Source organism: Alteromonas sp. MMG017, from assembly GCF_018100795.1.
Taxonomy (GTDB): Bacteria; Pseudomonadota; Gammaproteobacteria; order Enterobacterales; family Alteromonadaceae; genus Alteromonas.
On sequence record NZ_JAGJDY010000017.1, the window covers coordinates 22,402 to 48,268 of the forward strand.

Here is a 25,867-nt window from a genome sequence, read left to right on the forward strand (position 1 = left end):
ATAAAATAACAAGCGGCCTAAGCCGCTTGTAATAAAGAACACCGATAACTGCCCGCTTTTAAATTAAGCGGGCAATACCCTACTCTTCTGTCGTTGAGCTGTCGCCGTCTTGTGCAGCGTTTTCTTCTTGCTCAATAGGTTCTTCTATAGCGATTGGATTGCCATCTTCATCTAGCTCTAGCAATTCTTCAACTACTTCTTCTATACGTTGTAAGCCAACAACATGCTCGTTCTCAACAGTACGGATTAAGCGAACACCTTGGGTATTCCTTCCTACTACTGACACTTCGCCAACGCGGGTACGTACTAGGGTACCTTGGTCAGAAATAAGCATAATTTCATTGGATTCATCAACTTGAACCGCGCCAACCACTTTACCATTACGCTCAGAAACCTTAATGGATACTACACCTTGTGTAGCACGGCTCTTCGCTGGGTAATCTTCAAGTGGCGTACGTTTACCAAAACCGTTCTCTGTGGCAGTCAGGATAGGACCATCACCACGAGGTACAATTAGGGAAACAACGCGTTGGTCGTCTTGTAATCTGATACCACGAACACCAGTAGCAGTTCGGCCCATTGGACGTAGTGCTAATAGTTCTTCGCCAGTTTCAGGATCTAACTTAACGTTACCTGTTTCGCTATCACGAAGTTTTTCGTTAAAGCGAACCACTTTACCTGCGTCTGAGAACAACATAATGTCGTCGTCACCATGGGTAATGTCAACACCAATAAGTTCGTCACCTTCGTTCAAGTTAACGGCAATAATACCGCTTGAACGTGGACGTGAATAAAGGCTTAAATCTGTTTTCTTCACGGTACCGTTAGCCGTAGCCATTAATACAAACTTACCTTCTTCAAATTCTTTGATAGGTAAGATTGCAGTAATACGCTCGTTATCTTCTAAAGGAAGAATGTTCACAATTGGACGACCACGGGCATTACGGCTCGCAAACGGCAATTGATAAACTTTCAGCCAGTACAAACGGCCTCGGGTTGAGAAACAAAGAATGTGGTCATGGGTATTGGCCACTAATAGTTTCTCAATGAAGTCTTCATTTTTCATCTTAGTTGCCGATTTACCACGGCCACCACGACGCTGCGCTTCATAATCGTTTAGTTTTTGATACTTCACATAGCCTTCACGAGACAAGGTAACAACAACGTCTTCTTGTTCAATCAGGTCTTCAATATCAATATCGTGACTAGCAGCAGTAATTTCAGTACGGCGCTCATCACCAAATTCGTCACGAATTTTCTCAAGCTCTTCTTCAATCACTTCCATTAATCGCTCTGGGCTATTAAGGATGTGAAGTAGTTCAGCAATAACGTCTAGAAGCTGTTTATATTCTTCAAGAATTTTTTCGTGCTCAAGACCAGTAAGTCTATGCAGACGAAGGTCTAGAATAGCTTGTGCTTGTTGTTCAGTAAGGAAGTATTGTCCATCACGAATACCAAACTCAGGCATTAACCAATCTGGACGTGCAGCATCATCACCGGCACGTTCAAGCATTTGCGATACATCGCCTAAATCCCAACCTTGCGCAACTAATGCTTTTTTCGCATCAGCAGGGCCAGGAGAGGCTTTAATTAGCTCAATGATTGGGTCGATGTTGGCTAGCGCAATGGCTAAACCTTCAAGGATGTGTGCACGGTCGCGGGCTTTACGTAGTTCAAATACGGTTCTACGCGTAACCACTTCACGGCGATGCAGAATAAAGGCTTCTAAGGTATCTTTTAAGTTAAAGACTTTAGGTTGACCGTTATCCAACGCTACCATGTTGATACCAAATACCGTTTGTAACTGGGTATTGGCATATAAATGGTTAAGTAGTACTTCCGCAGATTCGTTTCGTTTTACTTCAACAACAATACGCATTCCGTCTTTATCAGACTCGTCACGTAGTGCAGAAATACCCTCGATACGTTTTTCTTTAACAAGCTCAGCAATTTTTTCAATTAAGCGAGCTTTGTTAACCTGGTACGGAATTTCGTTGATGATAATGGTTTCTTTACCGTTATCTTCCGTTTCAATTTCCGCTTTGGCGCGCATGTATATTTTGCCGCGACCAGTACGGTAAGCGTCATCAATACCTTTACGACCACTAATTATAGCGGCAGTTGGGAAATCAGGACCAGGGATATGAAGCATTAAGTCATCAATCGTAATTGATGGGTCTTTAATAAGGGCAATACAGCCGTTAATAACTTCAGTTAAGTTATGTGGCGGAATGTTAGTTGCCATACCTACCGCGATACCAGAAGAACCGTTTACCAGTAAGTTAGGAACCTTAGTAGGTAACACTTCTGGAATGTGTTCAGTACCATCGTAGTTAGGTACGAAGTCGACGGTTTCTTTGTCGAGGTCGGCAAGAAGTTCGTGGGCAATTTTTGCCATACGTATTTCGGTATAACGCATTGCAGCGGCTGAATCGCCATCTACCGAACCAAAGTTACCTTGGCCGTCTACCAACATGTAGCGAAGCGAGAATGGCTGGGCCATACGTACAATAGTATCGTATACCGCTGAATCACCATGTGGGTGATACTTACCAATTACATCACCTACCACACGGGCAGATTTCTTGTATGGCTTATTGAAGTCGTTTTTCAGTTCGTTCATTGCGAACAGCACACGGCGGTGTACAGGCTTCAAACCATCTCTTACGTCAGGCAATGCTCGCCCGACAATAACGCTCATCGCGTAATCGAGATAGGAGTTCTTTAACTCTTCCTCAATATTAACGGGGAGGATTTCGTTAGCGTTATCAGACATAAACTGCTTAATCCCTTTATTTCGGTTTGTTCTGCATTATCAATCTAGCTCAATCTACACAATATAGAGAAGCAAACGATAGATTTGCATTGTTATTATGGGGTCATAATCTTGCTCCGAGTGTAACACTTGATGACACATTTATGTAGCGCTTAATTGCCCTTCCTTACGTACTCGTCAACAAGCGATTACTTTTCGTTCAAGCAGACACGCTAAACCGCATTCGAGTTCCAAAAACGATGCCTTAATGCTGGTTTTGCGTTATGTTATTGCTCTTATATAGGCAGTGTTTAATTAATCACAGATAGCTTCTATCTGTCGAGCGGCATCAGTCATGCAGGTTCTTTTGCAAAACAGGTTCTCTATATTAGTGCAAAATAATAAGCAGGCGCAGAAAGGAAAAAACATAAATGACAAACGTTGATGAGCAGGAAATTGATAAGTTTTCAGAGTTAGCCTCACGGTGGTGGGATCCTGAAGGTGAGTTCAAACCCCTACATTTAATTAACCCACTTCGTTTAGATTTTATTAACCAACACAGTAACGGCTTGTTTAACAAAAAAGTCGTGGATATTGGTTGTGGTGGCGGCATATTGGCAGAGTCTATGGCGAAAGCCGGTGCTGAAGTGGTGGGCCTCGATATGGCAAGTGCCTCATTAGAAATTGCCAAGCTTCACGGTTTAGAGTCGGGTATTAACGTTGAATACCATTGCGTGACCGCTGAATCATTCGCAGACAGTCATGCTGGCCAGTTTGATGTTGTTACCTGTATGGAAATGCTAGAGCATGTACCAGACCCCGCTTCAGTCGTGCAGGCTTGCGCTAAATTGGTTAAGCCTGGCGGGCATGTTTTCTTCTCTACCTTAAATAGAAATATAAAGTCTTATTTAATGGGGATCGTTGGCGCTGAGTATTTATTAAAGCTTGTGCCAAAAGGCACTCACGATCATTCTCGATTCATTAAACCTTCTGAACTCATGCAGATGACAGATGAGGCTGGTTTGTTACCACGAGATATGACTGGCTTACATATGGACCCCGTTTCCCAAGGTTTTTATCTGTCTGACCGTAATGTGGATGTTAACTACCTACTATATACGGTGTCGCAAGATTAATTAGCACTACATATTGGGGCTTGTTGATAATTTCAACACCACATATCGTGTTTGGGTGTTAAGTACGATAATAAGTTAAATTATTTTAAGCCTCGATCATTTTTTCGAATAGTACTTGCAATCAGTATATTTAAGGCTTGTAGAAAGCTAAAAAGTTAGTCACTACTAACCTAAAATCCGTGCCAGTTTAAGTGGTCGTTTAAGCACCAGATATTGGGTTGCATTGTGACGCAAACCTCACTATCTTGTGTTTAATCCAACGCGGGATCCCAAAGCGAGTTTTTGGGAAATATTGAGATCGATAACGATCCTTTCACTGCGTTTTTTTCGGATGATCAGACAAAACATACTATTAATGAAAAGAATTCAGCGGCTCCTCTCAAACTTATGCGCTAATAAGTTTAGGGTTGGTCGTGGTTAGTTGTGTAAATCGCGCAAATGGTCTTACGCAGATGTATTACTTCGCAGCGAAACAACTAACCAAAAAGAATACACATTATAACAGGGTGATATACCCACGCCTCGCGCGCTAACAGACAACGGCCAGAGTAACATGAATAATAGTTTATCCGTCACCAAGCGAAATGGTGAACAAGAATCCATCGACCTAGAAAAAATTCATAAGGTGGTGACATGGGCTGCAAAGGGACTTGAAAACGTCTCGGTTTCACAAGTTGAAATTAAAGCTCAAATTCAGTTTTTCGACGGTATTAATACCAGCGAAATCCATGAAACCCTTATTAAATCAGCGGCAGACTTAATTTCTACCGACGCACCTGATTACCAATACTTGGCAGCTCGCCTTGCTATTTTCCACCTTCGTAAGAAAGCCTACGGTCAGTTCGAGCCCCCTGCACTCTTTACCCATGTAACTAACATGGTAGAGATGGGCAAATACGATAAGCATTTAATTGAAGATTATACTGCTGAAGAATTTGCCGAGATGGATACCTATATCGATCATTGGCGCGACATGAACTTCAGCTACGCCGCCGTTAAGCAGCTTGAAGGTAAATACCTGGTTCAAAACCGTGTAACCGGTGAAATTTACGAAAGTGCACAGTTCCTATATATCTTGGTAGCAGCGTGTCTGTTCGCTAACTACCCGAAAGATACTCGTATGAGCTATATTCGTCGTTTCTACGATGCAGCTTCTACGTTTAAATTATCACTACCTACGCCAATTATGTCTGGCGTACGTACCCCTACTCGTCAATTTAGCTCGTGCGTATTAATTGAAACGGGCGACAGCCTTGATTCAATCAATGCCACGGCTAGTGCTATCGTTAAATACGTAAGCCAGCGAGCTGGTATCGGTGTGAATGCTGGCCGTATTCGCGCATTAGGCAGCCCTATTCGCGGTGGTGAAGCTTTCCACACGGGTTGTATCCCTTTCTATAAATACTTCCAAACAGCGGTTAAAAGCTGTTCTCAGGGCGGTGTACGTGGTGGCGCGGCTACCTTGTTCTACCCGCTATGGCATATGGAAGTTGAATCGCTATTAGTGCTTAAGAACAACCGTGGTGTAGAAGAAAACCGCGTTCGTCATCTAGACTACGGCGTACAGTTCAACAAACTCATGTATCAACGCATGATGAAAGATGACTATATTTCATTGTTTAGTCCATCTGATGTACCTGGCCTTTACGATGCGTTCTTTGCTGATCAAGCAAAATTCGAGCGTTTGTATGTTCAGTACGAAAACGACGACAACATTCGCAAAAAGCGCATTAAAGCCATGGAGCTTTTCAGCTTGTTCATGCAAGAGCGTGCAAGCACAGGTCGTATTTACCTTCAGAACGTTGACCACTGTAACACGCACAGTCCGTTCAACCCTGAAGTGGCTCCTGTACGTCAAAGTAACCTTTGTCTTGAGATTGCACTGCCTACTAAGCCGTTGCAGCACGTTAACGACGAAGAAGGTGAAATTGCCCTTTGTACGCTGTCTGCCTTCAACTTAGGTGCCATCAAGTCGTTAGACGAATTTGAAGAGTTATCAGACCTTGCAGTACGTGCGCTTGATAATCTACTCGATTACCAAGACTACCCAGTTCCAGCGGCATACAATGCCACTATGGGACGCAGAACCTTAGGTGTGGGTGTTATCAACTTCGCTTACTACTTAGCGAAAAATGGTGTGAAATATTCAGACCATAGCGCTAATGGTCTTGTTCACCGCACGTTTGAAGCAATGCAGTATTACCTACTAAAAGCATCGAACAATCTTGCGAAAGAAAAAGGCGCGTGTCCTAAGTTTAACGAAACCACTTATTCGCAAGGCATCATGCCTATCGATAGCTATAAAAAAGATCTTGATGGCGTATGTAACGAGCCACTTCATTACGATTGGGATGCCCTTCGTGAAGAAATTAAGACTCACGGTTTACGTAACTCTACCTTGTCTGCGTTGATGCCTTCTGAGACATCTTCTCAGATTTCAAACGCAACCAACGGTATTGAGCCGCCACGTGGCTTTATTAGTATTAAATCAAGTAAAGACGGCGTACTTAAGCAAGTAGTACCAGAGTACGAGCGCTTAAGAGATCAGTACGAACTATTGTGGGATATCCCTTCGAACGATGGTTACTTACAGCTAGTAGGTATTATGCAGAAGTTTATCGACCAAACTATCTCTGCTAACACCAACTACGATCCTAGCCGTTATGACGGTAACAAGGTTCCTATGAAGCTGTTACTGAAAGACCTATTAACGACGTACAAACTGGGTGTGAAGACCCTGTATTACCACAACACACGCGATGGTGCGACAGACGCTTCAGCATTAGATGTTAAAGCCAATGAGCCGTTACCTCGTCAAGAAGAAGTGGTTATAGAAGAAGACGATGATTGTGCAGGCGGTGCGTGCAAAATATAGCGCGCACACGCTTTTGCGAAATCGGTATCGCAGCAAGAACATAATAAATAAAACGCGTTTATCATTAAGTTTTTAGTTAGGCACTCATGAAATATACTACGTTTAATCAGCAAAGTACCAACCCATTGGTTGAACCTATGTTCTTCGGTAATCCGGTGAATGTAGCCCGTTACGACCAACAAAAGCATGCCATTTTCGAAAAGCTTATTGAAAAGCAAATTAGCTTTTTCTGGCGCCCTGAGGAAGTAGATGTATCTCGCGATCGTGTTGATTTTCAAAAATTAACCGACCCTGAAAAGCACATCTTTATTTCAAACTTGAAATACCAAACCCTATTAGACTCGGTACAAGGCCGCAGCCCTAATATTGCCTTTCTACCTATCATCTCATTGCCTGAGCTTGAGACGTGGGTTGAAACATGGTCTTTCTTTGAAACCATTCACTCTCGTTCTTACACGCACATTTTGCGCAACCTGTTTTCAGATCCTAGCGATATTTTTGAAGACATTGTGGTTAACGATGAAATTAAGCGCCGTGCCGCCGACATTTCGAAGTACTACGACGACCTTATTTTTGCCACTCAATTATGGCAAACCCAAGGGGAAGGTGTGCACACGGTTGATGGCGTGCCACATACCATCAACATGTATGAGCTTAAGAAGAAACTGTATTTGTGCATGAACTCAGTGAATGCCTTAGAAGCAATTCGTTTCTATGTGTCGTTTGCTTGTACGTTTGCCTTTGCGGAACGCAAGTTGATGGAAGGTAATTCAAAAATTATCCGCCTGATTGCCCGCGATGAAAACCTGCATTTGTCTTCTACCCAACATATTTTAAATTTGTGGGCACGAAGCAAAGACGATCCTGAAATGGCGCAAATTGCAGAAGATTGCAAAGAAGAAGCACGCGCTATTTTCATGAATGCGGTTGAACAAGAAAAAGAATGGGCTGATTACCTATTCAAAACCGGCTCTATGATTGGCCTTAACAAAGAAATCCTTTGTTCTTACGTTGAATACATTGCGAATCAACGTATGACGGCAATTGGCCTAGACGCGCCATTTGAAATCAGCAGTAACCCTCTGCCGTGGATGAACAACTACCTTAACTCTGACAACGTTCAGGTAGCACCACAAGAGTCTGAAATTAGTTCTTACTTGGTAGGTCAAATTGACTCTGCTGTTAGTGAAGACGATTTTGCTGATTTCGAGCTATAGCGCTGAAAATTAGCACCGAAAAAAATGAGCACAACTGATAAAGCACTCCGCATCGACGTTGTTGATGTGGGGTGTATTTCTTCCCCTCCTGATCTTACGCTTCTTACCGCCCTTGAAGCCGCTAACATCAATATTCACTACCATTGCCGTGAAGGCTTTTGCGGTGCGTGTAGAACTAAGCTGATTGAAGGCGAAGTAGAATACACTACCGATCCCCTCGCCTTTATTGATGATGATGAAATTCTTCCGTGTTGCTGCGTTGCCTTATGCCCGCTTAAAATTAAAGTACCGCTTTAATCTGTCTTTACGCTGTTATCTGTTCAGCTACCTTTTTGGCTCTGTAAGTTTTCGTAGTTACAAGGCTCCGTTAATAAACGGGTATTATTTTACGAAGTGCTTATTAGCAACTACTCGCTATTGGCTTTTCGCGAGTGTAAGTTCAAAACTAAAACAGGTGCCCTTCCCTAATTGACTCTCTACTCGTAAATCTGAATTAAGTAGCATCATTAACTTTTTACAAATGGCCAAGCCCAAACCCGCATGACTACAGGTGTCTTTTTCTGTGTTGCTGGCTTGATACCTAGCATCAAAGATATACGCAATTTCTTTATCGCTAATACCAATGCCAGTATCTCTAATGTCCACTCTTAGCTTGTCATTATGCAGCACCACAGCAAGATCTATGCTGCCATCTGCTGGGGTATGGCGAATGGCATTGGCAATAAGGTTCGTTAACACGCGCTCAAGTTTACCAATGTCGGCAAACACGTAATATTCGAAGTGGTCGGGAATAACTTTAATGGCGATATTTTTCTGTTTGGCATCAAGTTCAAACTTTGCCGCTACGTCATGCAGCAATTCACCTAATGGAAAAGACTCTTGATGCAAAGTAACCTGGCCGCCTTCTAAATACGCTAGTTCAAATATTTGGTCGATAAGGTGCTTTAAGTTTTTCGCGTTTTTTAACGACACATCTACAAAATGCCTTCTATCTTCTTTGGATAACGTCTCCTCATTTAGCGCCAGCGTTTCAATGTAGCCTTGAAGGCTAGCCAAAGGAGTGCGAAGGTCGTGAGATAAGTCGGCTAACAATACTCTACGCTGGCTATCAATTTTATTAAGCTGGTCGAACTGATTGTCTATATGCGTAAGCATATCGGTAAACGCACAGCCTAGGCGGTCAACCTCGTTCGCGCTGTGTCTGTTCCATACAGACAAGTTAGGGGGTAACTTTTCGCGATGAAAATCCGCTTCTCGCACGCTGTCCATATCATCACTTAAGCGCCTTAACGGTGTGGTGAAGTACTTGAACAACACAAGAAGCGCCAACAATAATAAGAACAAACCTACAAACATGAACAACGCCACTTCACGCATGCTTTGGCTGTTCTTTAAATTTGCGATAATGGAATCATAACGCTCACCACCAATAATTACATACAAATAGCCTTGCAGCTGTTCATTATTATAAACCGGTGCGGCCGAAAATATTTTTTGCAGGCCAATATTTCTAGGATCATCGCCTTCAATAGGAAAACCGCGATCGGTATTAATCAGTTGCTTTATCGGCGCGATATCCACCGACGTGGCTTTCACTTTTCCAGGTTCAGCTGAATAGGTAAGTATGGTGCCCTTAGGGTCTAAATAATAAAACTCGAAGCTAGGCCCTAGTATCATTAGCGTATGGAAAAGATTTCCAAGAGCTTCGTAATCGTACACCCCTTCTTTTAGCAGTGGATTATCGCTAACCAAGTGTTCCGCCAACCCGATATGCAGTTTTTGTTCAGCTTCTTGTTGGGTACGTTTTTGCAATAGATTTGTGGAGTAAAAACAGGCAATCATCACCACCATAAATACGCCAACCAAGCACACAGCGAGGCGAGGATAAAAGCCAAATTTCATGGGTTTAAACTCCTTGAGGATTAAATTTATACCCTACACCCCAAACGGTTTGTACGATTTGTGGTGCGGTGGCATCGTTTTCTAATTTTGAACGCAATCGATTGATGTGCGAGTTCACCGTGTGCTCGTAACCACTATGGTGATAACCCCACACCGACTCTAATAATTGGCTGCGACTGAACACTTGCCCTGGGTGGCTAGCCAAATGATGAAGCAGCTCAAATTCAGTTGCCGTCAATACCAGCTCGTCGTCAGATAAAAACACCTGATGATTGCGTTGGTCGATAACAAGTCGGCCTATTTTTAAAGGTGTATCTGCTTGTTGTTGTGTGGTTTGGGTTTGTTGCACCACATGATATTTACGAAGCTGGGAACGCACCCTTGCTTGCAGTTCTCTTACGCTGAAAGGTTTTGTCATGTAATCATCAGCGCCAAGCTCTAACCCTAATACTCTGTCGGTTTCAGAGGTTTTCGAGGTAAGCATAATAATGCTCTGCATAGGTAAGGCATCGCGTACCTTTCGGCATATATCCAAACCACTCATGGTGGGCAACATTACATCCAATATTACAATGGCGTACTCGTCAGACAACGCACATTCCAGTGCTACTTTTCCATCAGTTTGATGCTCTATTTCAACACCCAGTTCTAACAGATTAACCCGCATCAAATTGGCGATATCTTGGTCGTCTTCAACAATTAATATTTTGTCGGTCATTTTTAGGAAAGCCACAGTTCAAAAACTAATAGAACGATGGAAAAGCGTTAATCTTTCACAAGATTAACGCTTTTTATTTACTTGCCCGTTAAATTAGCCTTTCGTCTAATAACTAAGGGCATAATTACTCATTACTCTTTTCGCGTAATTTGAATACGAATAACCGGGTTATCGAACTTATGTTCAACCGTTAGCGCAGAGCTTGAAAGGCCATCGTCAGCGCTAACCACACCTGGGTGCATTGAGATGAACCCTGTGTCGTCACGACTAGGGCTAAAGCCTTCTCCGTTCGCGGCAGGCCCTGGTACCGTTGCTGCACTTTCAGTGTTTGCTTCTGTACCAGCGTCATAAGCTGGACGCGTAGTGGTATAAGTAGCACCAACTTCAAGGTTTGCTAGGCTCCAACTATTAATACCGGTAAAGGCATCGTTGGTATTGCCCAACATTGCGGCAATCGTTAGGTTAGCGTCGGTGATATCGTTAATCGATACACTGATAGTTTGTGAATCGCCCGGGGTAATTGGGCCAACACCGCCAGCACTTGCATCACCTAGCATTAAAAAGTCGGCAGAATCACCTTGTTCAGCAATACGCTCTAACTCAACTGATGCGACTGCACCTACTTCCCACAACGTACCTTCGCTATGCAGCACTACCGCAGGCGGTGATACTGGCTGACCATTGGTTAAATTGGTTACGGTGACATCGTAAGATACCGGTACGGGATCTGGAATTTCAGCTGGCACTTCTACTTCGACTATCACTTCACGGGTATCGTCATCGCCACACGCCGCTAGCAAAAAGGGTAAAGTAAGTACCAATGCTTTTTTATAATGTTTGGCTAAATATTGCATAACAGCCTCCTTATCGTACGGTTACTGTTACTTTAGCTACTGGGTTCAACCAACGATGAACGGCATTATCTACGTCACTTGCACCTTCCGTTAACGAGTCGTCACCAATGTTACCGCGGTGAATATGTACGGTAGCGTTAGTATCTGCGCCCGCAACACCGGTTCCACCTGTGCCTAACATAGGGTCTAGTGGTGGTGGTACTGGCATACCCGCCATACCTAGTTCACCGCTTCCACGAAGTTCGTCATTCGCTTCGGTTCCCGCATCATACGCATTAACATAAACCGTGTACGTGCCAGCTTCCGTTGGAATTGCCCAGTTATCTAATCCAATGAAGCCATCGTTAGAAGGCAAAATCATAGCAACCACAGACAACACAACATTGTCATCTGCTGTCATTAAGTCAGCTGAGGTAGACATAGTAGGCGCTAAAAGCCCGCCTGCTGGGTTAGCAATAACGTCTGCACCAATAGCTGTACCAATGGTAGCAATACCATCTAAGCTACCACCTTCGGCCATCATTTGAAGTTCAGTGCTAGCAGCTTCGCCCACTTCAAACAAACTTGCATCGGCAGTGTGCGCTACAGCAGCAATAGGTGTGAAGTACAACCCATGAGTTAAGTTTTGTATTTCTACTGTTATATCAGCAGCGAAACTTTGTTGGCTTGCAAACGCAAGCAATGCCGCTGCAGAAATTTTATTAAATCGCTTCATGATGTTTCCTTAGTAATAAATAGGTTTGTGTTAACGCCCTATCAATACTGAAAGAAAGATGTCACGAAAGTATCCAGAAAATGGGACAAAAATGTTCTGATGACATAACAGGTTTGTAAAAAGTGGTACGTATAGGTTGCAGACTTTTGATGAAAATAGAATATGAAGTGTATGGGCTAGCGGTATTTTTTAACTTGCCATCCTGTTAACAATATCTAAAATGCATCTTTACTAATATTTATAAAACGGTTAAAAAACCGTAAATCAGAAAAGGAAGTCTACGTGAAGTACGCACCCATTAATTATAAAACACCCCTATTGTCGTTATTAACCGTTTCGCTTATCAGTGCCTGTGGTGGCGGAGGTGGTGGTGCAGACCCCGTTACCCCTCCGGTTCAAGTTACGCCCCCTGTTACTCTTGCTGACTATGCAGGTGAAGCAAGTGGTATCAGCTTGTCTTCAGTAGATAGCTTGTTGCAAATTAGCTTTTTAGCTCATAACACGTTGTTTACCACTGCGCACATTAGCGCCAACAGAGAAGGGAGTTGTTTTAACGGAGGAGTTTACGAACAAACGCTCACCGATAACGATGATAACTCTGTGATTTCGGCCGGTGACCAAGTAACGGTAACCTACAGAGAATGTTACTCTGACAATTTAAATAGTGTTGCCAACGGCACTGTTCGTTATGACGTAACAGCATTGAAAGAACAATCGGATTACGACATTACTATTGATGCCAGTTCATTAACGGTAGATGAAAGCATAAACCTGGTAGGTTCGCTAAGTGTGAACTATCAGCGTGAAGACACTCAGTCTGTTATGACCGTAACGACATCTACTGAAATTGATGTTGACATAAACGGTGACACAATCATTACGCTTAGTAATATGGAAATTGTGAAGCGCGAAGACTTTGCAGAAGCGCAATATAGCGTGAGTGTAGATGGTGATATTAGGGATGAAGCCTTAAACGGGACATACTCACTGAGTCAAGTTACCCCGTTTTCTGGTTATTTTGACGAGTTCCCTAATGAAGGTGAAATAACTATATCAACAAGCGGTACTGAAAGTATAACAGTGACGGCCAACTTTGTTGAAGACTCAGCGTTATACGATGTTCAATACAAAGACGACTCTTTTTCGTTGTCTTGGGACAGTACAATTGATGGCGCGATAACCGGGTTAAATGGTCAACGTAGCTCATATATATACGAGTTTCGTTCAGATAACTTTGATCTAGTATCAATTCTAAACACAAGTACGCTAACAAATTATGGTCTTAATGACAGCTACCAGTTGGTATTTTCAAGACCTGTCGAGTCATTTGTAGCGTCTTATGGTGAAATGGCTTTTCAAGCTGAAGACTGGCCCTTCGATAAGGTACTGGCTAGCGTTGAGATTAATGGCGCTCTCGTTACCATTACCCCAGAAGAAAGCCTGATGGCCGATACGTATTACGATGTATCGAGCTTTATAGTTACAAGCTTTAACCAACATAACTATGATATGTACGTTCCGTCTGTGCGAACCCGTGACGACATTATTCCGATGGTAACCTGGCAAACTAATCTCTATAGATTTAATGACACACCTACATTAAGCGCAGAGGAAACAGGCAATAATACCAACGGTGAACTTACCTATCAGTGGCAAGAATTGAGTGATTCAGGTGTTGTATTTGAAACACCAAACGCGGCTAGCACAACATTTACAGTACCAGAAACTGCTGACAGCGAGCTTGCTATCGAAGTTGTAATTACCTCGGAATACGGATATAGCGTAAATGAAAAAGTGTTATTAACGTACGTTGCTCCGCTTCGTTCGATCCTAAGCTTCGATAGCCCAGTGGGTGATTTTGTTGGTGGCGGCGAACAGCGCTTGTTCACTGAAAATGAGGGGGTATTCACCTTTACCAACCATGAAGAAGCACCTCATTACTTATCGGTAGACTATCAAACCGACGATTGGTGGACGTTAGATCTTGCCTCTCCCACTGATGAAGTATTAGGTGTTGGGGTATATGAAGGTGCAACCAGATGGCCATTTCAATCCCCTACGGGCCCAGGCTTAGATTTCTCGGGCGCGGGCAGAGGTTGCAACGAATTAAGTGGAAGATTTGAGATACTGGAACTAAGTTATGATGAGAATGGCAATGTAGAAAGCCTAGCCGTGAACTTTGAGCAAAACTGTGAAAAAACGATGCCTACTCTAAAAGGGCTAGTTCGTCATAACAGTAGCGTGCCGTTGAATTAATAAACGTTAGATACGCTAAAATTAAGCTATATAAGCCCCTTTCATTAGGGGCTTTTTTTTGCCTGAAGAAAGGATAAAGGGTAAAACTAGATAGATACAATATTAAGTATTGAAAGGAATGAAAATCACCAACAGTGTTTGCGCGGTGCATAGCACTGGAACTAAATAACGAACTAAATAAGATAGGCACAGAATGTATACCTTCGTACACAAAGGTGCCTGTCTTGTTTAGTCGAGAGCATGTAACGCCGCATTTAGAATAAATTGGCCATTTTATCAACATGACGAGTAAACGGCTTTGACAGGAAAACGTCAGTTTCGCTAACCCCGTACCCAATATTTACAAAATACTGCCGATACCACTGACCACTATAATAAGTAAAACGACCATTTATATGAAAGCTAGCCGTTTCACCTTTAGATAGGTTAATAAGATTACGGCGAACACCGCCCCTATTTGGCGCACCATGTTCGTGGTAACTATAGCGAAAGAATACATTTAACCTATTATCGGACTCTGTAAACTCAAACGACCAGTATTTCTTTGGGTTTGAAATAGCTAAAGTTTCACTTTCCAGCTTAAAACTATTATCTTCGGTTGCTTTGACCTCATGAACAAAAATGGCTGCATCATTTTCAATATGAGGTAACTCTAGCCCCCTTGGGACAGAGTTTCTTAGTTTTGAGTTTGGCATCCCTCGTGAGGCTTTAGTCCAATGTGTTTCTATTTTTTGTACGATAATCATGACTTAACGTGTAACGCTCCAATAAGACGCTGATAATGCTTGACTAAAATTGTTTAGCGAAGCGAAACTGAGCCAAGCTTTAGCGGTCATACATGATTGACTTGTTAGCATTACTCTTTAATGTACCAACCTTTAGTTTTAAGACATAAAGCATTACCGCTAAAAAATGATAATAACTGGACGCTTGCAACGGTTACATCTTCTTTATGTGAATTTTTATCTAATGTTGTGCCAGTAACACTTTCTCTAGCTTGTAACGCACAATCACTCGCTTCTTTGCGAAACAGTTCATTATTGGCACTCATCTCACCGTATTGGTCATGTACAACAATGGGTGCCGATGTAGAACATGAACATATCGTAAGTAAGATAAGGGGCAAAGAAAAAACGCTAATTTTTGAAGCCATAACCTTTCATCTAATCCTTGTAATGCTAACACTTCACATATGGGGCGCAGGCTTGCTGGCTATATTTGCGCGAAACGAATGAACATAATGTGATTGTTAGGGGCCAATTGACTCATTTAATTTAGAGAGCTCCTGTTGAGCATAACTAAAAGGCATTTCTTTTATAAACCAAGTCCCACCTGGTGTATATCTTGTAATTTCGTTATATTTTGGTACGTCACTGGAGTTTGCGATAGAGATTTTAAACAAACGCTGATCATTACGTGAAATATTAACATCAAATTCTAAAAGTGTGTGTGTAGGGAAGGCATCTGGTTTTATCTTAACCCGGTAATCACCGGCCTTTGCGTAAAATCCCAAAAATCCTGTTGTTCCAAGACATCCTTTTTCAACATCGTTTAATAAAACTTTTAAGCATACTGTACCGCCGTCATTTTCTAATGGCCGGTAAAAGTAGATCTGCGCCTTATCTTGATTGGTTGGCATTACACCGGAGAATAGAGGCCCATTGGCAGCTGGGTTCATGCACCCCGCCAATCCAAATAAAAATACGAAAGTATATAGTAGCCTCATAAATGTCCTATGTACTATGCTAAAGCCCCTAAAGCAGAGAGCGCCGTTTTTTGGCGACCGCTGCCTTTGAACGTTAAATTTTATCGGCACTGAGCATACCGAGCATATCTTTTTTATACTGATCATAATCACGCCACTGAAGCAGACCAGTAATATTTGACGCATAATTATCTAGCGTTGGATTACTCGTATCAAAGCACGGATCTTTATAGGGTTCCCTTACAAGTTTTGAAGGACCTATAGTGGCTATTATGTCAAAAATAGACTGCGAAGGATCACGAAGCTTGCCATCATCTAGATGGTTAGATTGGTTTCTTCCAGCATAGATAACTAAACCAATAGGCAGTCCATTTACAATTCGACCAATACAATATTTTCTAGCAAATTCTATCTTAACTATACCCTTGCAAGAATCTGGAATAACTTTATTTCTTGAGTATTTTTTTATCCCCATGGCAGCAATTTGTAGAATAGCTCCACACAACGTGGATTGAGCAATTATCTCGTTAATGTATCTATTTTGCGAATCAAGCTTAGCCTGTATTTGCTCTTCATTTTCCTCAGCCCATACTATCAACTTCGCCTGAAAATCATCTTCATCAGTATAATCTCCAGAAAACACAGGTTTTTTAACTTCATAAAGGATAGAAAGATAATCTTCAATGCCTTCAAACAGTTTTTTCGTAGCACTTTCAGTACTTTTTAAATACTCTTCAATCGTATCCATGACAACTCAACGCCGCCATTAGCGGCTAAACAACTGTTGGCTAAAATTGCGAGGAACGAGCACAGCCAACTGTTATGTGTCCGCTACTTAATGGCCTTGTTATAAACCTGCTTGCATCAATATTTCGTTTATAGATGATTCTATGTTCTGACTTAAAACCTCAGAAACATGCTGTTTATCAGTGTCTGAAAGCTCATCCCAAGTCGCTGGTAATTCTTCAATGTTAATAGGCATCAATTTTTGTAGATAACAAGCACTACACCTTTTCTTACCGTGAATAAAAGGTGCAATATTCAATGCAACATAAGTATTTGCTTGCATCGCATTTCCAAAAGCCGACCGCTGATTAACCCCATAGCCATACGTGCCGGGAGTTGCATAAACATCGCGGGGAATGAGCTCAATGATCATGTCATACTTTTCCCGTTGAGCCTCGTCAATCACTTGGACTTGGAACCCTTTATTTTCTAGCCTGTTGATAACAGAATCAGTTAAAAGCGTAGAAAATATTGGTTCATTTACTTGAGCATACTCATTATTAAATATTGTGGTTCCGATAGTTACAAAGTTTGGTGTGTCTGGAAATTGATTGATGATGCCAACAGTTTTGACTGATTGCAGCTCAGTTGGCTTTAAAGTAGAAGCGCATCCACCTAAAAAGCTAAGGGTTAAAATGACTATTGTTAGTTGTACGAATTTTTGCACGATACGTCCTTTTAAGGTTTATAACGCTCGCATTTGCGGCTGGTTTGGAGCGCAGCGAAAAACCAGTCCGACAACATGCGCTTGTTATACGTTTTTCTTGCCAAAGTCCCAGTAATGTTTTTTAAAGTATTCATAGTCAACTTCGTGATATGCTGTTGAATTCACAACCGTATCTTGTTGCATCACAACTCTATCAGTAATTAATGAGTATGCACCAGCAAACCTTCCTACACCCTTCGACATTAACTTTGAAGTAACAGCGGCATCTTCAATTCTTTTAGAAAAGTCCGGGCCGCCTAATATAGACGCAACCGTCCAAATCAAACCAGAAACCCAAAAACCATATCCTATTCCTTTGGAAAGGCGGTCAATCTCAGATACCAAGGATCCAATATCACCTCTTATTTCAGATAAAGAGGACGCCAAGTCAGAGTCGGTAATAGAACTAATCGTTTTATCTAGTTTTGTTAAATTATCTCGGATTATTTTGTAGCTTTGAATACTCTGACCAACTTCGTTAAGGCTAATATCGACAGGTAGAATTTCAGAATATTTTGCCATCTGAATCCGAAATGCTTCGAAGAATTCTGAGACATCACCATTATTTTTAATAAGCTGATTTGATACACGCCTGCCTTCCAGCAACTGAATGGCTGGCAGGTACTCAGTCAACATGGGGTCATAAATTTGCTTGCCAGAATCTATTAAATCCATACATCTTGAACAAGAGGCCAAAAGCCGACTAAATGTACTTATCGCATCTTTATTGTCTGAAAACCTGCCCAATATTTCACTTTCAGGGGACTGATATATTTCAATTAGAGATTTTTTTCGTTCTTCCCAAGCCGGTAGTAACTCACTGCCTAGTAAATTTCGATAAGCTTCATCTTTTCTCAGATACCTTACTTTACTTTGGTTATACTCAATCCAATGCTGGAATGCATCAATAGTTAATTTAACTAGGTCTTTAGGTTCCAGCGTAGGATCGTTTCTGTCTTGAGCGCGCCTAAATAGAAGGTTTTTTATAACTTCTGATCTTTTGGTGTAATCCTCTTTGGCCAATCCGAGCTCTACATCTTTGACTATTTCTATTTCAGGAAAATCATCTCTTGAAGAAAATGAGTCAAGATGCATTGCTATCTGATTATGGTAGGAGGACTGAGCCCCTTCCTTTAAAACTTTGTTGTAATCAGATTCACAAATTTTTATTTTGTCATAGTAAATGGTCACCCCAGGACTAAGAAGCCACCATTTACTATGTTCCGGCGTTAAAAAGACTTCTCTCACTCGTTACTCCCTGTTGTATAGACACAATGACTCCCTGTGAAATGCTAGCCTCCGCATTTTCGTGGGTTAACTTTTCAGCCAGTGCCATAATTAGTTTGCTTAAGACTAAATCATTTGGAGGCTAGCATGAACAAACATAGCATAGTTTTTTTAGGATTAGATACTCACAAAGAATTTCACGAGGTTGCCTATTGTGAAGAGCAGCGCGGAGCGACGCCGGTTCATTATGGGCGTATTCCCTCGTCTAAGGTCAGTGTCAAAAAGCTTATTCGCCAGTTTGAATCTAAATATCCTGGCGTAACACTTCACGTTGTTTACGAAGCAGGGCCATGTGGCTACTGGATATATCGTTTCATTACCAGTCTTGGGCATTGTTGCTATGTCGTGGCACCGCCTCTTATTCCCAAAAAAGCCTGGTGAACGAATTAAGACTGACCGCCGTGATGCACTTAAATTAGTGAAGTTGCTAAAGTCGGAAAGTCTCACGCCCATGAATGTGCCCGAGCCTGAGGACGAAGCCGTTCGCGATTTATCCCGTGCTCGTGAAGCGGCAATGAAAGATTTAAAAGAAGCCAAGTATCAGCTTAAAGCACTGTTACTACGCAACAACATTCGTTATGAAGGTACGGCAAATTGGTCAAAAAACATCTGCGGTGGCTGACCGTGTACTAAACAAGACAGCCATAATTTGAAAAATACCAAAACTGTCCCTTAGTACACTTTCTTTAGTCTGAATAGCTATTCAAACTTGTAAACGAGTCAATCAGAGTCAGGCAGCCGCAATGCCAAAAGCCCGAAAGTCGCAAATTAGTTTATTGGATACGCCGTATTATCATTGTGTTTCCCGCTGTGTTCGTCGTGCCTTTTTGTGTGGCGAGGAAAACGGTAGAAGCTTTGAACATCGTCGCCAATGGGTGGAAGACCGTATTCATGTTTTGAGTGAGGTGTTTGCCATTGATGTATGTGCTTATGCGGTGATGAGTAATCATACGCATCTGGTGTTGCATGTAGCTAAAGAGAAGGCAGACGCACTGAGTACAGAAGACGTGATTCAACGTTGGCACAGGCTGTACAAAGGCACCCTACTCTCGCAGCGCTACGTATCACCAGATTTACGCAAAGAGTTACATGAAGCCCAAATTAAAACGGTGGAGTTAACGGCTGAGATATGGCGTAAACGGCTATTTGATATCAGCTGGTTTATGCGTGCACTGAATGAATATATTGCCAGGGCCGCCAATAAAGAGGATGACTGCACGGGGCATTTTTGGGAAGGGCGATTTAAATCGCAAGCGCTATTAGATGAGTCGGCGCTTGCCGCCTGCATGGCTTATGTTGATTTAAACCCGGTGCGGGCAAAAATAGCAAAGACCCCCGAAACATCTAACCATACCAGCATTAAATACCGTATTAACGCATTCAGGGTAGGCAAAAACCCCAAACGACTTATGCCTTTTGCGGGAAATCCAAAGCAAGAGATGCCGCAAGGTTTACCTTTTACCCTCCCCGACTACTTAAAGCTTGTAGATATAACCAGCCGATATATTCTTCCCAACAAGCGCGGCAAAGTTGAACATAGCCTGCCTACTATTCTAGAACGTCTGAATATTGAACACGAACAATGGCTAATCTTAACCACGCAGTTTGAAACCTACTTTAAGCTAGCTGCTGGCAAAGTGATTCACCTTGAGCAATACGCACAAAATCAACATCAGCAACGGGTTCAAGGGCGACAAAGTGCAATGCGGTTACTGGGATAGCGTTGTAACTAAATAGCGTACCTCGCAAAACTGATTGCATCTTTACGCTGGTGAAGGAATAAATACACTTAAGCGCCATCTACTCTTACGCACACTTCTGCTTTTTCTAACCATCAACTAAAAAGAAACGTTTACCTACACAATTAACGACGAATATAGCCTTCGTAAAAGCAGCTTTAACTTTCCAAATATGCCTGTCTTGTTTTGTCCAGTAAAAGCAGCTTTAGCTTTCTAAATATGCCTGTCTTGTTTTGTCCCAATAAAGACTCTTAACTTGCATTACCCCAAACAAACTCTACAGTTTCAAGAATTTTGAAACAACTAATTCGGGGGAATCGTCCGCCGAAGGCCGAAACAAATTTGATTGCTTTGTTATGCAGACATCGGTCATGCAGCCAATTTCCAAACTGCAACTCCAAGCATGGCAAGTAACACCACGCAACCAACCATGAAGAGCCGCAACCGCATTGGCACATAGTTGGACCCCACGTGGACCCAGGCATGCGCGTATCGACTCGCAACAAACATATAAGCCAGAACGACGGCCACAATACCGGTGGCATTTATACTGTAGAGAACAACGCATAAAACGTAGAAAAGGATCGGGACTTCAAACTGGTTGGCAATGTTGTTGGAAACCTTGACGACCTCTTCAGGCCATACCCGATTATCTAACGCCGCTTGCTGACGATTAACCTTGCCAGCTTTCACTACCTTGGCTTTTCTTGCTCCCAGAACGATAAAAAGTACTAGGGTAAGAAAAACCTGAGCCAACACAGGCCAAAAGATATGACTAGAATTCATTCGTAACTCCTTATGTAACCAGTTTATTATGCGTACATCACTGCAAATATGCTAGGGTAAATTGTCGCAATACTTAGGTAAAATTGGAACGAAGGGACAGAGCCAACGTGTGAATGTCCTATTGAGCTTACGAGCAATGTAATGTCATTATTGTATGCCCTTACCGCGCTGATATTGATATAACCCTGATAAAGCATTGTATAAGCCCGCAATCATTGTGAAATCGTGAGAAACATCGTCAAACGCGTTTAGCTTTAACTTTAAGTCGATGGAACGGTTTTTCGATAGTGTAGCTGCAAACGAGTTATACACTGATTTCATTTCACCGCTTTCACTTCCAATATTCATATAAAGGTAATTTTCACTGCCTCCGTTAGAGAGCACATAATTTTTAGCCGATTTAGCCGTCTCTCTTGCTCCCCACCAGACAGCAGGACTGAAGGCTAGATGAGACTGAAAAAGTTTTGGGCGTGAATGAAAGCTATGGATAACTAGCAGTCCAGCAACAGAGTGGCCAGCGATGGAATTAAATTCACTTGTGCGATATTTTTTGTTGATGCGCGGTATAAGCTCTTTTTCTAAGAAATCTAAAAATTGATCCCCGCCCCCTCCTTTTCCAACAGGGCCTCGTGGATCCATGTTTACGGTTGGTGCGAAATCATTCAACCGATCCTCTACATCGATACTTACAATAATATGCTCATAAGACCCCTTTGATAAATGGAGTCTTTGAAGCATGCCATTTAGCATATTCTGATTCGAGGTGCCGTCTAGTAAGTAAATAACAGGGTATTTTTTTGATGTCTCAGTTTCGTATGACTGGGGAACAATAACGCTTACTTTGTGAGTTTGGGCATTTACGGTAAAACAAAAGAAAATTGAAAGTAACAAGTAATAGGTTTTCAAATTTTAAACGCCTTTTTGAAGAACTAAAGTTTCCAGGCTTATAGACACAAAAACGCCCTGTCAAATGCCAGCCTCCACATTTTCGTAGTTCAGTTGAAAGCCACCGGAACGCCGGCCGGAACAATATTAGTTTGTTCAATGCTAAATCAACTTAGACGCTAGCATCAACAAACATAGCATGATTTTTGTGGGATTTGACACTCATAAAGAGATTCACCCGCTTGCCTATTGTGAAGGACAACGAGGGCGTTATGGTGGCACCAGCTTATTAAAGGGTAATCACCCACGAGCCTAGGCTGAACGATCACCGGCCTACGGCGGGGTGAGTATGATAGGCGTTGTTCATTTAATATGAGTAAGAACACAACTAATTATAGACTGAAAAAATACCAGGGAGACACTCGGTTTATACTGACATGGAGAGTCCTACCAACGAATGATATGGACTCCCCTCCATTAACGGCATCAATGTGCCATATTGAAAGTGCAAACTAATCAATAAAAAGGAGAGCCCATATGTCCTTAATTAAAGTCGTTGGCATCGATTTAGCCAAACTTGTTTTTAGTATTCACGGTGTGGATGAACATGGCAAGTGTAAATTAAGAAAAACTATAAAGAGAAACAATCTGTTAGCTGAAGTTGCACAGTTACCTAAATTTATCATTGGAATGGAAGCGTGCTCAGGCTCACATTATTAGGCAAGAGAATTTATTAAGTTGGGACATGAGGTTCGCATCATGGCATCTAAGTTTGTTACTCCTTATCGGCAGATTGAAAAGAATGACGCAAACGATGCTGAAGCAATTTGTGAAGCCGCCTGCAGACCTAAAACAAGGTTCGTCAGTATTAAATCCGAAGAGCTACAAGCATTGCTATGCTTGCACCGTATTCGCCAAGGCGCAATTAAAGATAGAACGGCACGTATTAACAGATTGCGTGGATTATTATCTGAGTTTGTCATCATCATGCCCAAAGGCCGCTATCCTGCTCAAAATGCCATTATGGGTATTTTAGAAGACGCTGAAAATGGATTGCCCATTTTAGCACGTGAGTTACTTGATGACTTATGGCAAAGCATCCAAGACTTAAACCAGCAAATACTGAATCATGATAGAAAGCTCTATCAACTTGCGAATCATATGGAGCAAGCCAAACAATTGTTGGGTTTTCCTAGTATTGGTGAAGTTACCGCAACCGCTGTGGTTGCCACAGTCAATGATGCAAAGCACTTTGAGTCCAGTCGTTCACTCTCTGCTTGGATTGGTTTAGTCCCAAAACAGTACACCACAGATGGTGTTGCTCGATTAGGTCGTATTAGCAAACGAGGCGAAAAACACATTCGCACTTGTCTTATTCATGGCGCTAGAGCCGTTATTGCTAATTGTAAAAACAAAACCGACCGCACCAGTTTATGGGTAAAAGACCTAGTTGAACGACGTGGCTTTAAACGTGCCACTGTAGCATTGGCCGCTAAAAACGCCCGCCTAATATGGGCATTATTACGGTCTGGAAAAGAGTACCAAGTGGATTACGTGAAATAACACTTAATCCTTATAACCAAGGTCAAACCAAAACGGTTAACCCCACCGAGTCTGTGCATTAGCAATTGACGATAACACGGTCAGACCGAGAGCAAGAAAGCCTGTTTAATCGGGAAGAGATTATTAATAAATACTCTGTTTAACGAATGAGGCATTGCTCAAGCGCAAATCATCAGGGCGATAGCAAAAGCTGTTACGGCAGCAAGCTAATTAAACGCCGAATGTAGAGCTGCTGTCAGATCCACTGTTGTTGAAGATTACTTGTGCTTGACAAAGGGGAGTCCATGTAGCCCTGTTAATGGGCAAAATTATGTTGGCTAAAATGTGGAGCGGAGCGAAACCAAGCCAACGTAATTTTGTCCACTTTAAACAGTTTGTTAGGCGTCATCATCCGGCTCAGCATCGAAGGACCCTGGAATATGCTCGTCGCATGTTTCATAAGCAAAAACATCTTCTGCATTCCAGATATCAAACTGTTCGATTACATCCAAGTAGCAAGCAGTTTTACGGACATTGACAGTTAAATATGTTTCATCCCATCTTTCCAATGAACAATCTAAATTGCGAATTTTTTCGATATAAATATCTTGTTTATTTCTATCCATTGATTTGTCGAAGATTACTCTCAGCGTTCGGTTACCGCTTCTTGCGATGACATTTTCAATTTCCAAAATGCCGTTATCGTCCTCAAAAGCTTGTACGTCATCCTTGAAATTTAACGAGTATGAAAAGAATGGGACATTTTCAAGCCGATAAATATTATTCCCTAGAGGTTCTGCCCACATAGACTCGCCACCAATCATCCAGTGATTGGGCAAAGATACGTGAACTTTAACTAATCCTTCGTTGCTCATTTAGATGCCTAACGCCGCCAACAACGGCAGGTTTGTTGTTGTGATTTTTGTGCAACAATGGCGAAGCCATGCACAAAAAGCGCGACGACAAAGCTGTCCAAGGAGCGTAGCGACTGATGTTGCTTGGCCTTGTTAAGCATCTGCCTCTGCGCCCCAATCTTTGAACCACTGTACTGGCATGTTAACAGACTCAAAATCTAGTTGCTGTAACTCTGTTGATGAATATGTATTTGCCAAGTAGAGGTCCCATTGTGTTTCTACATCTGCCAATATTGGCATAATTACTTCAATTTCTTTCGGAGCATCAATGTCAGAATATTTATTCCAGAACAACTCGCACCACTCAGCTATTTGTTTATGGGTATATGGTGATTCATTTGGGTTTTCACCATAGGCTAATAAGGATATAAAATTTCCCTTGATGAATTCTAACTGTATCGGTCTGCTCATTTTCATCTTTAGTGCTTAACGCCCAACTTTTGGGCACAAATACGTAGGCTAAAATAAGGAGCGAAGCGACGGGAGCCTACGTGTTTGTGTCCCAGCGAACGCAGTGAGCGCCAACAGTTGTTTGTTAGCAGCCAATGCAACTCAAACCTTGTCGATCTTTAAAATTCCGTTTTCCTGTTTAGGCAGGAAAACAATAGTCACACACTGTCCGTTTTTGATAAAGGTGTTGTGACCCCGATTAGCAAAAAAGTATTGTTCAGTAGCGTAATCGTTATATTTGAATTTTACATCTGAAATAACGAACATTTCTTCCCTACTGTTACCTTGTAATATTTCATGGTCGGTTATACATCCTGATATGATCTGACTCTGGTTGGTCAAAATAGAATTTTGGACGTTATGAACTCTCAAGCCGTTGAGAAGTGATGTGGTAAAGGCAACTAAAAATACGCTAAATGCAATGACTACGATGTATTTAGGCTTTAACTTGGTTAAAGTTGAGAGTGACTGTAGCAGAGTCGTGAATTTGAAAGTCGCGACAAGGATTGCGGCAGCGATTAACAAACCAATTGAATTGAAACTAGCGCTGATGGACTCCACGTTACTTAGGAAGTAGGTGCTACTTGAAGGTTCTAACATCGTACTAATATTGAATTCCTAAACTTGGCTGCTAACGCT

The 25,867-nt window shown here is 42.1% G+C and carries 21 protein-coding genes and 2 pseudogenes; 8 read left to right on the forward strand and 15 right to left on the reverse strand.

Going from position 1 to position 25,867, the window contains the following annotated elements:
* Positions 1-79 precede the first annotated feature (79 nt).
* Positions 80-2,776, reverse strand: coding sequence for a DNA topoisomerase (ATP-hydrolyzing) subunit A (gyrA, locus tag J8L84_RS19505; RefSeq protein ID WP_211072151.1), 2,697 nt, complete (start codon positions 2,774-2,776; stop codon positions 80-82).
* Positions 2,777-3,186: 410 nt separating this feature from the next.
* On the opposite strand from gyrA, the gene ubiG reads away from it, so the two are divergent.
* The 4 genes from ubiG (at position 3,187) to yfaE (ending at position 8,280) form a co-directional block, all read left to right on the forward strand.
* The gene (gene ubiG / locus J8L84_RS19510; RefSeq protein WP_211072152.1) at positions 3,187-3,891 is read left to right on the forward strand and encodes a bifunctional 2-polyprenyl-6-hydroxyphenol methylase/3-demethylubiquinol 3-O-methyltransferase UbiG; all 705 of its coding nucleotides are present in this window, start codon (positions 3,187-3,189) and stop codon (positions 3,889-3,891) included.
* Positions 3,892-4,444: 553 nt separating this feature from the next.
* Positions 4,445-6,766 carry a class 1a ribonucleoside-diphosphate reductase subunit alpha gene (gene nrdA, locus J8L84_RS19515; protein ID WP_211072153.1) on the forward strand — a complete coding sequence of 774 codons (2,322 nt, stop codon included), beginning with the start codon at positions 4,445-4,447 and terminating at the stop codon, positions 6,764-6,766.
* Positions 6,767-6,852: 86 nt separating this feature from the next.
* Positions 6,853-7,983, forward strand: coding sequence for a class Ia ribonucleoside-diphosphate reductase subunit beta (nrdB, locus tag J8L84_RS19520; RefSeq protein WP_057791963.1), 1,131 nt, complete (start codon positions 6,853-6,855; stop codon positions 7,981-7,983).
* Positions 7,984-8,007: 24 nt separating this feature from the next.
* Complete coding sequence (gene yfaE, locus J8L84_RS19525; protein ID WP_211072154.1) at positions 8,008-8,280, forward strand: class I ribonucleotide reductase maintenance protein YfaE; 273 nt, start codon at positions 8,008-8,010, stop codon at positions 8,278-8,280.
* Between the two features lie 117 nt (positions 8,281-8,397).
* Here the strand turns inward: yfaE and J8L84_RS19530 are convergent, their stop codons facing one another.
* The 4 genes from J8L84_RS19530 to J8L84_RS19545 form a co-directional block, all read right to left on the reverse strand.
* Positions 8,398-9,885, reverse strand: a complete 1,488-nt coding sequence (locus tag J8L84_RS19530) for a HAMP domain-containing sensor histidine kinase (RefSeq protein WP_211072155.1) — start codon at positions 9,883-9,885, stop codon at positions 8,398-8,400.
* Positions 9,886-9,889: 4 nt separating this feature from the next.
* On the reverse strand, positions 9,890-10,603 hold the full coding sequence (locus J8L84_RS19535; RefSeq protein WP_211072156.1) for a response regulator transcription factor: 714 nt from the start codon (positions 10,601-10,603) through the stop codon (positions 9,890-9,892).
* A 131-nt stretch (positions 10,604-10,734) separates the two neighbouring features.
* A complete protein-coding gene (locus J8L84_RS19540) occupies positions 10,735-11,457 on the reverse strand; it encodes a spondin domain-containing protein (RefSeq protein WP_211072157.1) in 723 nt (240 codons plus the stop codon).
* 10 nt (positions 11,458-11,467) lie between these two features.
* Positions 11,468-12,172: a spondin domain-containing protein gene (locus J8L84_RS19545; protein ID WP_211072158.1), complete on the reverse strand. Its 705-nt coding sequence runs from the start codon at positions 12,170-12,172 to the stop codon at positions 11,468-11,470.
* Between the two features lie 282 nt (positions 12,173-12,454).
* Here J8L84_RS19545 and J8L84_RS19550 point away from each other — a divergent pair, with 282 nt between their 5' ends.
* Positions 12,455-14,428, forward strand: coding sequence for a hypothetical protein (locus J8L84_RS19550; RefSeq protein ID WP_211072159.1), 1,974 nt, complete (start codon positions 12,455-12,457; stop codon positions 14,426-14,428).
* 254 nt (positions 14,429-14,682) lie between these two features.
* Here the strand turns inward: J8L84_RS19550 and J8L84_RS19555 are convergent, their stop codons facing one another.
* The 6 genes from J8L84_RS19555 to J8L84_RS19580 form a co-directional block, all read right to left on the reverse strand.
* On the reverse strand, positions 14,683-15,174 hold the full coding sequence (locus J8L84_RS19555) for a hypothetical protein (protein ID WP_211072160.1): 492 nt from the start codon (positions 15,172-15,174) through the stop codon (positions 14,683-14,685).
* A gap of 110 nt (positions 15,175-15,284) precedes the next feature.
* Complete coding sequence (locus J8L84_RS19560) at positions 15,285-15,581, reverse strand: hypothetical protein (RefSeq protein WP_211072161.1); 297 nt, start codon at positions 15,579-15,581, stop codon at positions 15,285-15,287.
* 96 nt (positions 15,582-15,677) lie between these two features.
* On the reverse strand, positions 15,678-16,106 hold the full coding sequence (locus J8L84_RS19565; RefSeq protein WP_211072162.1) for a hypothetical protein: 429 nt from the start codon (positions 16,104-16,106) through the stop codon (positions 15,678-15,680).
* Positions 16,107-16,227: 121 nt separating this feature from the next.
* Complete coding sequence (locus tag J8L84_RS19570; protein ID WP_211072163.1) at positions 16,228-16,881, reverse strand: hypothetical protein; 654 nt, start codon at positions 16,879-16,881, stop codon at positions 16,228-16,230.
* Positions 16,882-16,980: 99 nt separating this feature from the next.
* Complete coding sequence (locus tag J8L84_RS19575; RefSeq protein WP_211072164.1) at positions 16,981-17,586, reverse strand: hypothetical protein; 606 nt, start codon at positions 17,584-17,586, stop codon at positions 16,981-16,983.
* Positions 17,587-17,670: 84 nt separating this feature from the next.
* Positions 17,671-18,873 carry a hypothetical protein gene (locus tag J8L84_RS19580; protein WP_211072165.1) on the reverse strand — a complete coding sequence of 401 codons (1,203 nt, stop codon included), beginning with the start codon at positions 18,871-18,873 and terminating at the stop codon, positions 17,671-17,673.
* A gap of 126 nt (positions 18,874-18,999) precedes the next feature.
* Here J8L84_RS19580 and J8L84_RS19585 point away from each other — a divergent pair.
* A pseudogene (locus J8L84_RS19585) lies at positions 19,000-19,536 on the forward strand (transposase); the annotation flags it as partial.
* Positions 19,537-19,655: 119 nt separating this feature from the next.
* On the forward strand, positions 19,656-20,633 hold the full coding sequence (locus J8L84_RS19590; protein WP_211072166.1) for a transposase: 978 nt from the start codon (positions 19,656-19,658) through the stop codon (positions 20,631-20,633).
* A gap of 387 nt (positions 20,634-21,020) precedes the next feature.
* On the opposite strand, the gene J8L84_RS19595 is transcribed toward J8L84_RS19590, so the two are convergent.
* Together J8L84_RS19595 and J8L84_RS19600 are read right to left on the reverse strand one after the other, a co-directional pair.
* Positions 21,021-21,437 carry an MAPEG family protein gene (locus tag J8L84_RS19595; protein ID WP_211072167.1) on the reverse strand — a complete coding sequence of 139 codons (417 nt, stop codon included), beginning with the start codon at positions 21,435-21,437 and terminating at the stop codon, positions 21,021-21,023.
* 147 nt (positions 21,438-21,584) lie between these two features.
* Positions 21,585-22,343, reverse strand: coding sequence for an alpha/beta hydrolase-fold protein (locus tag J8L84_RS19600; protein WP_247670895.1), 759 nt, complete (start codon positions 22,341-22,343; stop codon positions 21,585-21,587).
* 516 nt (positions 22,344-22,859) lie between these two features.
* Here J8L84_RS19600 and J8L84_RS19605 point away from each other — a divergent pair.
* Positions 22,860-23,885 (forward strand): annotated as a pseudogene (locus J8L84_RS19605) (IS110 family transposase).
* 377 nt (positions 23,886-24,262) lie between these two features.
* Here J8L84_RS19605 and J8L84_RS19610 read toward each other — a convergent pair.
* Complete coding sequence (locus J8L84_RS19610) at positions 24,263-24,739, reverse strand: DUF4265 domain-containing protein (protein WP_211072168.1); 477 nt, start codon at positions 24,737-24,739, stop codon at positions 24,263-24,265.
* Positions 24,740-24,871: 132 nt separating this feature from the next.
* Complete coding sequence (locus J8L84_RS19615; RefSeq protein WP_211072169.1) at positions 24,872-25,189, reverse strand: hypothetical protein; 318 nt, start codon at positions 25,187-25,189, stop codon at positions 24,872-24,874.
* Positions 25,190-25,867 lie beyond the last annotated feature (678 nt).

Excerpts from the sequence above, each read along its gene's own strand:
- J8L84_RS19540 (WP_211072157.1), bottom strand. The coding sequence starts at position 11,457 with ATGCAATATTTAGCCAAACATTATAAAAAAGCATTGGTACTTACTTTA.
- J8L84_RS19590 (WP_211072166.1), top strand. The coding sequence starts at position 19,656 with ATGCCAAAAGCCCGAAAGTCGCAAATTAGTTTATTGGATACGCCGTAT.
- J8L84_RS19595 (WP_211072167.1), bottom strand. The coding sequence starts at position 21,437 with ATGAATTCTAGTCATATCTTTTGGCCTGTGTTGGCTCAGGTTTTTCTT.
- J8L84_RS19560 (WP_211072161.1), bottom strand. The coding sequence starts at position 15,581 with ATGGCTTCAAAAATTAGCGTTTTTTCTTTGCCCCTTATCTTACTTACG.
- J8L84_RS19530 (WP_211072155.1), bottom strand. The coding sequence starts at position 9,885 with ATGAAATTTGGCTTTTATCCTCGCCTCGCTGTGTGCTTGGTTGGCGTA.
- J8L84_RS19565 (WP_211072162.1), bottom strand. The coding sequence starts at position 16,106 with ATGAACCCAGCTGCCAATGGGCCTCTATTCTCCGGTGTAATGCCAACC.
- yfaE (WP_211072154.1), top strand. The coding sequence starts at position 8,008 with ATGAGCACAACTGATAAAGCACTCCGCATCGACGTTGTTGATGTGGGG.
- ubiG (WP_211072152.1), top strand. The coding sequence starts at position 3,187 with ATGACAAACGTTGATGAGCAGGAAATTGATAAGTTTTCAGAGTTAGCC.
- J8L84_RS19535 (WP_211072156.1), bottom strand. The coding sequence starts at position 10,603 with ATGACCGACAAAATATTAATTGTTGAAGACGACCAAGATATCGCCAAT.
- J8L84_RS19615 (WP_211072169.1), bottom strand. The coding sequence starts at position 25,189 with ATGAGCAGACCGATACAGTTAGAATTCATCAAGGGAAATTTTATATCC.
- nrdB (WP_057791963.1), top strand. The coding sequence starts at position 6,853 with ATGAAATATACTACGTTTAATCAGCAAAGTACCAACCCATTGGTTGAA.
- J8L84_RS19545 (WP_211072158.1), bottom strand. The coding sequence starts at position 12,172 with ATGAAGCGATTTAATAAAATTTCTGCAGCGGCATTGCTTGCGTTTGCA.
- J8L84_RS19610 (WP_211072168.1), bottom strand. The coding sequence starts at position 24,739 with ATGAGCAACGAAGGATTAGTTAAAGTTCACGTATCTTTGCCCAATCAC.
- gyrA (WP_211072151.1), bottom strand. The coding sequence starts at position 2,776 with ATGTCTGATAACGCTAACGAAATCCTCCCCGTTAATATTGAGGAAGAG.
- J8L84_RS19555 (WP_211072160.1), bottom strand. The coding sequence starts at position 15,174 with ATGATTATCGTACAAAAAATAGAAACACATTGGACTAAAGCCTCACGA.
- J8L84_RS19570 (WP_211072163.1), bottom strand. The coding sequence starts at position 16,881 with ATGGATACGATTGAAGAGTATTTAAAAAGTACTGAAAGTGCTACGAAA.
- nrdA (WP_211072153.1), top strand. The coding sequence starts at position 4,445 with ATGAATAATAGTTTATCCGTCACCAAGCGAAATGGTGAACAAGAATCC.